Source organism: Bradyrhizobium sp. MI1.4, from assembly GCF_055811315.1.
Genome location: NZ_JBVVPP010000008.1, coordinates 218996 through 230527 on the forward strand (window position 1 = coordinate 218996; position 11532 = coordinate 230527).

The 11532-nt window shown below is 65.9% G+C and carries 10 protein-coding genes, 1 other RNA gene and 1 pseudogene; 9 read left to right on the forward strand and 3 right to left on the reverse strand.

Annotation, left to right across the window (positions count from 1 at the left end; all coding sequences use genetic code 11):
* Positions 1-7: 7 nt before the first annotated feature.
* Positions 8-1378, reverse strand: a complete 1371-nt coding sequence (locus tag AC0L23_RS12645; protein ID WP_085385396.1) for an aminotransferase-like domain-containing protein — start codon at positions 1376-1378, stop codon at positions 8-10.
* Positions 1379-1427: 49 nt separating this feature from the next.
* Between AC0L23_RS12645 and AC0L23_RS12650 the strand changes: the two genes are divergently transcribed.
* Positions 1428-1892: a DUF983 domain-containing protein gene (locus AC0L23_RS12650; RefSeq protein ID WP_085385397.1), complete on the forward strand. Its 465-nt coding sequence runs from the start codon at positions 1428-1430 to the stop codon at positions 1890-1892.
* A 72-nt stretch (positions 1893-1964) separates the two neighbouring features.
* Positions 1965-2678, forward strand: a complete 714-nt coding sequence (locus tag AC0L23_RS12655; RefSeq protein ID WP_085385427.1) for an alpha/beta fold hydrolase — start codon at positions 1965-1967, stop codon at positions 2676-2678.
* 53 nt (positions 2679-2731) lie between these two features.
* Here AC0L23_RS12655 and rnpB read toward each other — a convergent pair.
* An RNA gene (rnpB, locus tag AC0L23_RS12660) (RNase P RNA component class A) lies at positions 2732-3211 on the reverse strand.
* 149 nt (positions 3212-3360) lie between these two features.
* On the opposite strand from rnpB, the gene AC0L23_RS12665 reads away from it, so the two are divergent.
* Complete coding sequence (locus AC0L23_RS12665; RefSeq protein WP_085385398.1) at positions 3361-3729, forward strand: YciI family protein; 369 nt, start codon at positions 3361-3363, stop codon at positions 3727-3729.
* Positions 3726-4958 (forward strand): RNA polymerase sigma factor, encoded by a 1233-nt coding sequence (locus AC0L23_RS12670; protein ID WP_085395660.1) that lies wholly within the window; start codon positions 3726-3728, stop codon positions 4956-4958. Before AC0L23_RS12665 ends, AC0L23_RS12670 begins: the two co-directional genes overlap by 4 nt.
* A gap of 119 nt (positions 4959-5077) precedes the next feature.
* On the opposite strand, the gene AC0L23_RS12675 is transcribed toward AC0L23_RS12670, so the two are convergent.
* The gene (locus AC0L23_RS12675) at positions 5078-5860 is read right to left on the reverse strand and encodes an N-acetylmuramoyl-L-alanine amidase (RefSeq protein ID WP_085385400.1); all 783 of its coding nucleotides are present in this window, start codon (positions 5858-5860) and stop codon (positions 5078-5080) included.
* A 523-nt stretch (positions 5861-6383) separates the two neighbouring features.
* On the opposite strand from AC0L23_RS12675, the gene rsmH reads away from it, so the two are divergent.
* The 5 genes and pseudogenes from rsmH to AC0L23_RS12700 all read left to right on the forward strand — a co-directional run.
* Positions 6384-7373 carry a 16S rRNA (cytosine(1402)-N(4))-methyltransferase RsmH gene (gene rsmH, locus AC0L23_RS12680; protein ID WP_085385401.1) on the forward strand — a complete coding sequence of 330 codons (990 nt, stop codon included), beginning with the start codon at positions 6384-6386 and terminating at the stop codon, positions 7371-7373.
* A 3-nt stretch (positions 7374-7376) separates the two neighbouring features.
* On the forward strand, positions 7377-7769 hold the full coding sequence (ftsL, locus tag AC0L23_RS12685; RefSeq protein WP_007600843.1) for a cell division protein FtsL: 393 nt from the start codon (positions 7377-7379) through the stop codon (positions 7767-7769).
* A complete protein-coding gene (locus tag AC0L23_RS12690; protein WP_085385402.1) occupies positions 7766-9520 on the forward strand; it encodes a peptidoglycan D,D-transpeptidase FtsI family protein in 1755 nt (584 codons plus the stop codon). The genes ftsL and AC0L23_RS12690 overlap by 4 nt, the downstream gene beginning before the upstream one ends.
* Positions 9521-9604: 84 nt before the next feature.
* Complete coding sequence (locus tag AC0L23_RS12695) at positions 9605-11077, forward strand: UDP-N-acetylmuramoyl-L-alanyl-D-glutamate--2,6-diaminopimelate ligase (protein WP_085385403.1); 1473 nt, start codon at positions 9605-9607, stop codon at positions 11075-11077.
* A pseudogene (locus AC0L23_RS12700) lies at positions 11074-11532 on the forward strand (hypothetical protein); the annotation flags it as partial. The gene AC0L23_RS12695 and the pseudogene AC0L23_RS12700, both read left to right, overlap by 4 nt.

Genomic DNA, 11532 nt, shown 5'->3' on the forward strand with positions numbered 1-11532 from the left:
GTATTTGCTAGACGATCTGCCGGGTGTCGGCGGGCCTGTGCAGCGCGCTCATGAGGATGCGCAGCGCCTCCGTCAATTCCGCCCGGTTGCGCGCCGCGCCTAGCGAGACGCGTGCCGCGTGTGGTGCGGTCCCGTCGACGGTGAAGGCCTCGCCGGCGACGACTGCCAGTCCATTCCGCAGCAGATGCGCCGCGACATCGGGACGGTCCTCCGGCAGCCGCAGCCACAGATGATGCGCGGCGGGCTTGGCCTGGAACTCAAATCCCTTGAGCGCCCGTTGCGCGAGCTGCTGGCGGCCGATCGCCTCGCTTCTGATGGCGGTGATGATGCGGTCGGCGATCCCGGTCTCGATCCAATGCGTCACCAGCGCGACCATCAGCGGCGCCGGCATCTGCACCGTCGCCTGCAAAGAGCTACGCATCTCCCGCTGCGAGCTGCCGTCGGGCGTCACTAGATAGGCGACCCGTAGTGCGGGCGCCATACATTTTGACAGCGTGGTCGCGAGATATGTCTGATCCGGAATGAGATTGGCGATCGGCGATGCCGAGCGATCGAGCAGCCCGTAGGCATCGTCCTCGATCAGAATCGTATCGGCATCGTTGATGATCTTGGCGATGGCGCTGCGGCGCTCGGGGAGAAGCGTCGCGGTGGTCGGATTGTGCAGCGTCGGAATGAGATAGACCGCTTTCGGTCTATGCGTGCGGCAAGCCTTTGCCAGCGCCTCTGGCAGGATGCCGCCGTCATCCATCGCGACGCCGACGAGTCTGACGCCGAGGCGCGCGGCGGCGGCCCTGATGCCGGGGAAGGTGAGGGCTTCCGTCAGCACGATGTCGCCGGGCCGGGCGAGGTGGGCGAGCAGGTTGAACAGGATCGTCTGTGCGCCGGGAAAGATCACGAGCCTGTCGGCATGGGCATGCGGCACGCGGGGGCGCATCCATCGCGCCGCGACCTCGCGCTCGTGTGCGCTGCCGCCGGGCGGCTGGTAGTTGAGATGCGCGGTCAGGCCCGATTGCGCGCGGATGGCTTCCATCCCGGCGATGATGCGCTCGTCGAGCTGCGCTTCGAGAGGTTGCGGCGGCACGTTCATCGAGAGGTCGATCGCGACGGGATGCGGCAGATCGACCACGCGGCGCGCGCTGGTCTCCGACACGAACGAGCCCTGGCCGACCCGGGCCTCCATGATGCCGCGGCGCCGCGCCTCGGTGTAGGCGCGTGTCACCGTGGTGAGGTCGATGCCGAGCGCCTTTGCCAGCGCCCGCTGCGTCGGCAATTGTTGGCCGCGCACCAGCCGGCCGGCGGCGATATCGGCCTCCATGGCTTCGACGATGCGCTGATAGCGCGGCCCGCTCAGCTCCGAGATTGTAGGGGTCCAATCCATGCAATGAAGGCCCATATCCTTTGAATGTATGGATACAAGATATTATTGTATGGATCGTAGAAAAGGAAGAGGTGGGGTCATGGCGACCGGTTCAGTCTCTCTCACGAAAGCGATGTGGCGCGGTTTCTTGGGCAAATGCCCCAATTGCGGCGAGGGGCACGCGTTCGGCCGTTTCCTGAAGGTGGCGGATACCTGCGACCATTGCGGCGAGGAGCTGTTCCACCAGCGCGCCGACGATTTCCCGGCCTATCTCGTGATGGTCGTCGTCGGCCATCTCGTGGTGCCGGCAATCCTCGCGGTCGAGACCGCCTATGCGCCGGCCGTCTGGCTGCAACTGGTGGTGTGGCTGCCGGTGACGTTGTTCGCTTCGCTCGCGCTGTTGCAGCCGACCAAGGGTGCCATCGTCGGGCTGCAATGGCAGATCGGCATGCATGGTTTTGAGGCGGGCAAGCTGCGGCGCGAAGCCGGTCGGCCTGCAGCCGTCCTCGTGAAGGTGAACGCGCGCGCGGCTTAAGGGGCCGTAGCGTTTACATCGCGGGACCGGCCGCTACACTCCATCGTACAAACAAGAACGATGGAAACGCCGATGGCCGCACGCTCAAAAACCTTCCTGCTTTGTCACGGCGCGTGGTCCGGCGGGTGGGCCTGGAAGAAGATGCATCCGTTGACGGCAAAGGCCGGCCATCGCCTCATTGCGCCGACCTATACCGGGCTCGGCGAGCGCGCGCATCTGGCCAGTCCCGCGATCGATCTCAACACGCACATCCAGGACATTCTCAACGTCATCAGGTTCGAGGATCTCGAGGACATCGTGCTCCTCGGCCACAGCTATGGCGGCATGGTCGCCACCGGTGTCGCCGATCGCGCGCGCGAGCGGGTGACGCAATTGATCTATCTCGACGCCTTCGTGCCGCGTGACGGCCAATCGCTGTTCGATCTCCATGAGGGCGGGCGCGAGCCGATGCGCAAGGCAGCTGGCTCAGGCGACGGCTACCGCATCCCGCCGAACCCGCCGCCGCCGGACACGCCGCCGGCCGATCTCGACTGGCTCAACGCCCGCCGGATCAACATGCCGATCAAATGTTTCGAGACGAAGCTGAAACTCGAACATGGCGAGCCGGCGATGCCGCGCAGCTACATCTATTGCACGCGCATTCCGCCGGGCGACGTGTTCGGACAGTTTGCGAAGCGCACCAAGAGCGAGGATGGCTGGCGCACTTTCGAACTCGACGCGAGCCATGCACCGAATGTCACGGCGCCGGAGGCGTTGATGGCGGTCCTGGAGAAGATCGTCGGATAGAGAGCCAAAATGGTGAGGGGCCCGATGCATTAACACCGAGCCCCTCGTTGAAAGATATCAGCCGGCCTGTAAGCCGGGTTCTGTAAGGCACCGTCCGCTTGCGCGAACGATACGTGACGGCCATTCCTCTGGGACCATGTTTGCACAGGGCCTCGAGCAACCTACCCGGACGGCGGGCCTGACATCGCCCCGCGGCGTTATCGCTTTCGCGAACAGCCCGCTACGCCGTCCCTATTCGGTTTTGCTCCCGGTGGGGTTTACCATGCCGGCTCCGTTGCCGCAGCCGCGGTGCGCTCTTACCGCACCTTTTCACCCTTACCTGCCTACGCAGCTTGCGCTGCTACGGCACGGCAGGCCCGAGGGCTTGCCGCGCCAAAGCCCCGAAGGGGCGACGGCGGGCGGTTCGTTCTCTGTGGCACTTTCCCTGGGGTCGCCCCCGCCGGACGTTATCCGGCACCGTATGTCAAGGGAGCCCGGACTTTCCTCCCCGGCGGCCTTTCGGCACTTGCCGGAGCGGCCGTCCGGCCGACTGACGGCTTACGCATGAAGCATTTGTGTCGGTTCCGCAAGCCGATAACGCCATGCACGGTTCGCCCGAAATAATTTATCCTGAAGATGTCGTTGGGTGCGTGTCCCGTTCGACTGGATGTCGGCGATCCAGCCGTGCAACAGGAGTTAACCGATGCAGTATTTGCTGATGATCTACCAGAACGAAGCCGAGTACGCGAATATGCGTCCGGCGGCCGGCCAGCAGATGACGGCGGAATATCAGACCTTCACGCAAGGCATCATCCAGAGCGGCAATTTCAAGGCCGGCGACCGTTTGCAGCCGACCACGACCGCGACGACGGTCCGCGTGCGCGACGGCAAGACCCTGACGACCGACGGCCCGTTTGCCGAAACGCGCGAGCAGCTCGGCGGCTATTACCTGGTGGAGGCCAAGGATCTCGATGCTGCGATCGAGATCGCGTCGCGGATTCCGTCGGCGCGTATCGGCTCGATCGAGGTGCGGCCGATCTGGGTCTACGACAAGTCGCGCATCGGCGCATGACGCTGTCCGAGATCGACAAGATCTTCCGCGACGAGGCGGGGCGGGCGCTGGCCACGCTGATCCGCCTCGTCGGCGATTTCGATCTCGCCGAGGACGCGCTCCAGGACGCCTTTGCGGTGGCACTGGCGCGCTGGCCGGCGTGCGAGGTCCCCGACAATCCGCGTGCTTGGCTGGTCAATGTCGCCAGGCACAAGGCGATCGACCGTATCAGGCGCCAGGCCGTTTTCCGCGGCAAGGAGCAGGCGCTCGTGCACGAGCTCGAGCTGAACGCGCAGGCGCCCGCCGAGCCGCCGGCAATGCTCGACGGCGACATGCTGCGGCTGATCTTCACCTGCTGCCATCCTGCGTTTGCGGCCGAAGTCCAGGTCGCGCTGACGCTGCGGACCGTCTGCAGGCTCTCCATGGCGCAGGTCGCGCGCGCCTTCCTCGTCAGCGAGGAGGCGATGGCGCAGCGTCTCGTCCGTGCCAAGCAGAAGATCCGGCTCGCCGGCATTCCCTATGAGGTCCCCGAGCGCGACACGCTGGTGCCGCGGCTCGAGGGTGTGCTTGCCGTGATCTATCTGGTCTTCACCGAAGGCTATGTGGCGACGTCAGGTGCGGATTTGATGCGGCCCGATCTTGCGGTCGAGGCGATCCGGCTTGGCCGCTTGCTCGACCGGCTGTTACCCGATCGCGCGGGGATCAAGGGCCTGCTGGCGCTGATGCTGCTGCACGATGCGCGCCGCGCAGGGCGCCAGACCGCCGCCGGCGACATCGTGCTGCTGGAAGAGCAGGATCGTTCGCGGTGGGACCGTGCACAGATCGAGGAGGGTCTCCATCTGGTGGACGACGCACTGCGCGTGCCCGGCCGGCCGCAGCCCTATGCAGTCCAAGCCGCGATCGCTGCGCTGCATGCGCGCGCGCCGAGCTATGAGCAGACAGACTGGCCGCAGATCGCCGGGCTCTACGAAGTGCTATTGCGCATCAACCCGTCGCCGGTGATCGAGCTCAACCACGCGGCGGCGGTGTCGATGGTCGATGGGCCGGCACGTGCGCTCGATCTCGTGGATGCGACTACTGCGCGCGGCGGGCTTCGTGGCTACGAGCTGTTGCCGGCCGTGCGGGCCGATCTGCTGCGGCGGCTTGGCCGGAAGGAGGAGGCACGCAAGGCCTATCGCGCGGCGACGGAGGCGACGCTGCTCGAGCCGCTGCGCCGGCTGTACGCGCGAAGGATGCGGGAGATGGAGTAGTCGCCACATACTCCGTCATTGCGAGGAGCACTTGCGACGAAGCAATCCAGACTGCTTCCGCGGAGGCAGTCTGGATTGCTTCGCTTCGCTCGCAATGACGGGGTGTGTGGCAGTCGTCGTCACTTCGTCGCGACGGTCGTAGCCTCCTGAGGGAGACTCCCCAACAGCGCCTGCAAGGTCGACAGCGTCGAGTGATCCGCGACCCCATCCAGGCGCGCCGGGCGGAAATGGCGCTGGAAAGCGGTGACGACTTCCATGGTCGCGGCGTCGTATTTGCCGGTGAGGGGAACGCCGTAGCCGTATCTGGCGAGCGCCTGCTGCAAGCTCAGCACTTCGTCGCTGATGGTGCCGAGCATCAGGCTCTCGCCGCGCACCACCGGCGCGGGCGTGACCCAGTGGCCGACCCCGGAATTGGCCAGCGAATGCCACGGAAATTTTTCGCCGGGATCTTTCTTGCGCGCCGGCGCCACGTCGGAGTGGCCGAGCACCCGGTGAGCGGGCACCTTGCGGCGAAGCATGATGCCGCGGCACAGCGCGATCACGGCGGCGATCTGGCGCAGCGGAAACTCCGGATAGCCCCAATCGTGGCCGCGATTGACGATCTCGATCCCGATCGAGCAGGAATTGATGTCGTCCTCGCCGGACCAGGACGAGACGCCGGCATGCCAGGCGCGCCTGGCCTCCGGCACGCATTGCACGATGCGGCCGTCTTCCAGCACGACATAATGGGCCGACACCTCAGTGCCCGCGGAGCAGAGCCGCGCCAGCGCACCTTCGACGTCGGGCATGCCGGTGTAGTGCAGCACAATCATATCGGGTTGGCGGCCCTTGTTGCGGTCGCCATGGTTCGGCGAGGGGATGATGTCGGAGACGATCGAGGAATCCGGCTCGAACGTCCGCATGTTCGCGGCGGCTTTGGGAACCGGCAGAACGCGTTGACGCTTCGAATCAGATCCAGAGGGCGTGGACGAACCGGACGACATAAATAGCTCGAGACAGACAGAGAGTGGGCCAAGCCCTTCTCTTTACTATTCCTTTACCCTCCACCGTGCGCAACCGCGCGACGAGGTTAACGGATGCATTTTGGCGCATGTGTGTGGATGAAGCATCACCGCCGCGTCAGCTTTTCGACTTGTCGCGAGCCGATCAACGCTTTCTTAACGCTAAGGGCCGTTACTGAGAGATGAAGAGCCGACCCGCGTCCGGAGGCGGCCAAAGCGTATTTTGGCTCGAAATCCCATGGCTGCCCGACAAATTCCAAGGGGAATACTGGGTTGGTGGCCCGGGACGACCGGGCACGGTAACCATATCGGACGGGGGTTGGGTCGTGGAACCGCCGCGACGCGGAATCATTCGAGGCGTTATGAGCTTGTTCGTCCCCGATCTCACTTGGGAGTCCGGCGGGGCGATCGGCAGGCCTGGCGCATGAGCTCGGCTCCGCACATCCCCGTTCTTGGCCGCGAGGCCATCGACCACCTCGCCCCGCGCGAAGGTGGCCTTTATATCGACGCGACCTTTGGTGCCGGCGGCTACAGCCGCGCGATCCTCGACGTGCCGGGAACCCAGGTGATTGCCATTGATCGCGACCGTACTGCGATCGAGGGCGGCGCCGAGCTCGTCGCACGCTCGGCGGGCAGGCTGACCCTCGTTGAAGATCGTTTCTCCAACCTCGCCGAGGTCTGCGCGGCTCAAGGCATCGATGGCGTCGACGGCGTCGTGATGGACGTCGGGGTATCCTCGATGCAGCTCGACCAGGCCGGCCGCGGCTTCTCGTTCCGCCTCGATGGTCCGCTCGACATGCGGATGGGGCAGGCAGGCCCCACTGCGGCCGATGTCGTGGCGCGCGCCTCGGAAGGCGATCTCGCCGACATCATTTATCTTCTCGGCGAAGAGCGGCAGTCGCGCCGGATCGCCCGCGCTATCGTCGCGGACCGTCAGGAGACGCCGTTCACGACCACGCGCGCGCTCGCCGAGCTCGTCGGCAGGGTGGTTCGGTCCAAGCCCGGCGATATTCACCCGGCGACGCGGACGTTCCAGGCCCTGCGCATCTTCGTCAACGAAGAGCTCGAGGAACTCCAGAGCGCGCTCATCGCTGCCGAGCGCGTGCTCAAGCCCGGTGGTCGCCTCGTTGTCGTCTCGTTCCATTCGCTGGAAGACCGCATCGTCAAGAATTTCCTTAGCCTGCGCAGCAAGACGGGTGGCGGCTCACGCCATTTGCCGGAAGTGTCTCAGGCGGTGCCGAGTTTTCAGCTGCTGACGCGGCGGCCGGTGATCGCGGGCGAAAACGAAGTCGCGCATAACCCGCGTGCGCGATCGGCAAAACTGCGCGCCGGCGAGCGCACCTCGGCGCCGGCGCATGACGAGCGCGAGCAATCGTCCTGGCCAAAACTCTCCGACGTCATGAGAGGTGGCTAGCGCATGCGCTTCATCCACCTCCTCGTCATCGGCGCGCTGATCTTCGCGGCAGCCTATGTCTATAGGATCAAGATGGACTCCACGGCGCGCACCGAAAAGGTGCTGCGGCTGCATGCGGAGATCCGCGAGCAGCGCGATGCGATCGCGGCGCTGCGCTCCGAATGGGCCAAGCTCGATGCGCCCCTGCGCCTGCAGGGCCTGTCCGATCGGCATCTGCAGCTCAAGCCGGTCAACGGCACGCAATATGACTCACTGAAGAATCTGCCCGAGCGCCCGCCGCGGATGTTCAGGCCGGGCGAGCCGGATCCGATCGGCGCCATGCTCAACACCATCGAAGCCGCCAGCGATCCCGATAATGTGACGGGCTCCGTACCTCAGCCCGAGGACAAGCCATGAATGCTGTGACCCCGGCCAAACCGGCAGAAAAGCCGACTGAGCCTTGGCGCCAGCGCCTGATCCGCAGCCTGCTGTACGGGCGCAACGTCGATCGCGCGGCCAAGGCGCGGGCGCGCGTCGGCCTGGCGATGCTCGCCTTTGGCGCGGTCTACGCCCTGATCGGCGGCCGGCTAGTGATGTTCGCGATCGGCGCCGACGCCCACGGCGCGCGCCGCGCCGCGGCGCAGGAGGTGGTCGCGACCGCGCGGCCCGACATCGTCGATCGCAACGGCGCGATCCTCGCGACCGACGTCAAGGCGTCGAGCCTGTTCGGCGAGCCGCGTCGCATCATCGACAAGGACGAGGCAATCGAACTTCTGACCGCCACGGTGCCCGACCTCGACGAGGCCGAGGTGCGCGAGCGCCTGAAGACGCGCAAGGGCTTCGTCTGGCTCAAGCGCGAGATTACGGCAAAGCAGCAGCAGGACATCCACAAGCTCGGCATTCCCGGCATCGGTTTCCTGCGCGAGAACAAGCGCGTCTATCCGACCGGCAACGAGGTCGCCCACCTCATTGGTCTCGTCAACATCGACAACCAGGGCATCGCGGGCATGGAGAAGTGGCTCGACAATCAGGGGCTCGCCGATCTCCACCGCGCGGGCTTTGCCACCGACCGGCTGCAAAAGCCGATCGAGCTGTCGGTCGATCTGCGCGTCGAGCACGCCCTGCGTGACGAGCTGCTGAAGGCCAAGGAGAAATACCACACCAAGGCTGCCTCCGGCATCGTCTCCAACGTCAAAACGGGCGAGATCGTGGCGATGGTCTCGCTTCCGGACTTCGACCCCAACAATCCGAAGGAAGCGCACGACCCCGACCGCATCAATCGCCTGACCACCGGCGTCTACGAGATGGGCTCGACCTTCAAGGCGTTCACGCTGGCGATGGCGCTCGATTCCGGCAAGATCAATCTGAACACGTCGTGGGATGCACGCGGAAACCTGCACTACGGCAAGTTCACGATCCACGACAGCCATCCGCTCGGACGCTTCATCAACACCAAGGAAGTGTTCACGTTCTCGTCCAATATCGGCGCCGCCCGGATCGCGCTCGGACAGGGCGTCGAGGCCCACAAGGCATTCCTCGGCAAGATGGGCCAGTTGACGCGGCTGCGCACCGAACTGCCGGAAAGCGCGGCTCCGCTGATACCGCGCCGCTGGGGCGAGCTGAACACCGTGACCATCGCGTTCGGCCAAGGCATGTCGGTGGCGCCGCTGCAGGCGGTGATGGGCATCAACGCGCTGGTGAACGGCGGCTATTTGATTCCGCCGACCTTCATGAAGCGCAGCGAGTCCGAAGCGGCGGCGATGGCCAAGCGCGTCATCAGGACGGAGACCAGCGACAAGATGCGGTTCCTGATGCGGCTCAATGCAGAAATCGGCACCGCCAAGACCGCCGACGTCAAGGGTTACTACGTTGGCGGCAAGACCGGCACGTCCGAGAAGGTCATCAACGGCCGCTATGCCAAGAAGCGGGTGCTCAACTCCTTCACCGCGATCATGCCCTGCGACGATCCGAAATATCAGATCCTGATCATGCTGGACGAGCCCCAGGCCATTCCCGAAACGAAGGGTTTCATCACCTCGGGCTGGAACGCGGTGCCCACGGGCGGCAAGGTGATCGAGCGGATCGCGCCGCTTCTGGGTGTCGAGCCGCGATTCGACCTGCCGCCGTCCGAGCGCCTTATTCTTGCAGCATCCAGGACAACCCAGTAATCAACCGGGTGGGCCGTTGCCGCTGCTGAGTCGGGATTTCCCTGCAGATTCGGCGATCCGGTCCGGCATGTCGACTGGAAGACCATGAAGCTGCGCGACCTCCTCGATCAGGACGTTCAGGGCAATGACGCCGCAATCGAGCCCGCGGTCGCGGCGCTCGACGTGACCGGCGTTGCGCTCGACAGCCGCGCGGTCAAGCCAGACGATCTCTTCTTCGCACTTGCGGGCAGCAAGACCGACGGTGCGCGCTTTATCGATGCCGCGATTGCCGCAGGCGCGGTGGCGGTCGTCGGCGACCATGCGCCTGACGGCTGCAAGGTGCCGTTCATCACAGTTGCCAATCCGCGCCGCGCGCTGGCGCTGGCCGCGGCAAGATTTTTTCCCGCGCAGCCTGCGACAATTGCGGCGGTGACCGGCACCAGCGGCAAGACCTCGGTCGCCGCATTCACCCGGCAGATCTGGGAACGGCTCGGGCACGCCTCCGCCAGTATCGGAACCATCGGCCTGGTCTCGCCGAAGCGTACCGTCTACGGCTCGCTGACGACGCCCGATCCGATCGCGCTGCACCGGCAGTTGGACGAGATCGCGCGCGAGGGCGTCACGCATCTCGCCTTCGAGGCCTCTTCTCACGGGCTCGACCAATATCGCCTCGACGGCGTGCGCGTGTCCGCCGGCGGCTTCACCAATCTCTCGCGCGACCACATGGATTACCATCCGACCGTCGCGCATTATCTCGCGGCCAAGCTCAGGCTGTTCCGCGAACTTGTCCCGCCGGGGGGCGCGGCCGTGATCTCCGCCGATCATGATTGCTCGGCGGAGGCGATCAGTGCTGCGAATTCGCGCGGCTTGCGCGTGATGGCAGTCGGTCGCAACGGCGACGGGGCGGGCGAGGGCATTCGTCTCGCCGGTGCGGAGGTCGAAGGATTTTCACAAGTGCTCGCGCTCGAACATCGCGGCAGGCGGTATACGATCCGGCTGCCGCTGGTCGGCGAGTTCCAGATCGAGAATGCGCTGGTGTCGGCTGGCCTCGCCATCGGCACCGGCGGCGACGCCGCGGACGTGTTCGCGAGCCTCGAACATCTCGAAGGCGCCAAGGGCCGGTTAGAGCGCGTCGGAGAGCGCAACGGTGCGCCGATCTTCGTCGACTATGCGCACAAGCCCGATGCGCTGGCCAAGGCGCTGCAGGCGCTGCGTCCCTACGCCAGGCGCAGGCTGGTCGTCGTGTTCGGCGCCGGCGGCGACCGCGATGCCGGCAAGCGTCCGATCATGGGCGAGATCGCCGCCGGCAACGCCGACGGTGTCATCATCACCGACGACAATCCGCGCAGCGAGAAGCCGGAATCGATCCGCGCCGAAATTCTCGCCGCCGCCAAGGGCGCCCGCGAAATCGGCGACCGGGCCGCGGCGATCCGCACCGCGATCGCCGAATTGGAAGATGGCGATGCGCTGCTCATCGCCGGCAAGGGCCACGAGACCGGGCAGATCGTCGGCGGAGAGGTTTTGCCCTTCAGTGATCACGAGGCGGTCGCCGCCGCATTAGCGTCGAGGATTGCATGAGCGCGCCCATATGGACGGTGGCCGAAGTGGCGCGCGCGCTGGGCGCCGCCGGATCGTTCCCGGACACGCCGATCGACTTCGTCACCCAGGACAGCCGGCTGGCGAAGCCGGGCAGCCTGTTCGTCGCGCTGAGCGGCACGCCAAGCGGCGGCTTCATTTCGGCCTTCGCCAGCGCGCGTGACGGCTGGGAGTTCGCGGACAAGGCGGAAGCCTCGGGCGCGGTCGCGATGATCGTGCCGCACGAGATCGCGGGCATCCGCATTCCCCAGATCGTCGTCAAGGACACGCTGATCGACGGCCTCTGGGGCCTTGGGCGCGCGGCCCCCCCCCGCGGCGACCGGGCCGGGGTGGGGGGCCCCCGGCGCGCGGGGCGCAAACGCGCGCGGCGAGCCCTTCCAGCGTGCCGCGCAGCTCGATGGAATCGGAGATGTCGCGCTCGGAGAACGCCTTCACCA

Bases quoted from the DNA above. Each gene is read 5' to 3' on its own strand.
- AC0L23_RS12645 (WP_085385396.1), bottom strand. From the start codon at position 1,378: ATGGATTGGACCCCTACAATCTCGGAGCTGAGCGGGCCGCGCTATCAG.
- AC0L23_RS12650 (WP_085385397.1), top strand. From the start codon at position 1,428: ATGGATCGTAGAAAAGGAAGAGGTGGGGTCATGGCGACCGGTTCAGTC.
- AC0L23_RS12655 (WP_085385427.1), top strand. From the start codon at position 1,965: ATGGCCGCACGCTCAAAAACCTTCCTGCTTTGTCACGGCGCGTGGTCC.
- AC0L23_RS12665 (WP_085385398.1), top strand. From the start codon at position 3,361: ATGCAGTATTTGCTGATGATCTACCAGAACGAAGCCGAGTACGCGAAT.
- AC0L23_RS12670 (WP_085395660.1), top strand. From the start codon at position 3,726: ATGACGCTGTCCGAGATCGACAAGATCTTCCGCGACGAGGCGGGGCGG.
- AC0L23_RS12675 (WP_085385400.1), bottom strand. From the start codon at position 5,860: ATGCGGACGTTCGAGCCGGATTCCTCGATCGTCTCCGACATCATCCCC.
- rsmH (WP_085385401.1), top strand. From the start codon at position 6,384: ATGAGCTCGGCTCCGCACATCCCCGTTCTTGGCCGCGAGGCCATCGAC.
- ftsL (WP_007600843.1), top strand. From the start codon at position 7,377: ATGCGCTTCATCCACCTCCTCGTCATCGGCGCGCTGATCTTCGCGGCA.
- AC0L23_RS12690 (WP_085385402.1), top strand. From the start codon at position 7,766: ATGAATGCTGTGACCCCGGCCAAACCGGCAGAAAAGCCGACTGAGCCT.
- AC0L23_RS12695 (WP_085385403.1), top strand. From the start codon at position 9,605: ATGAAGCTGCGCGACCTCCTCGATCAGGACGTTCAGGGCAATGACGCC.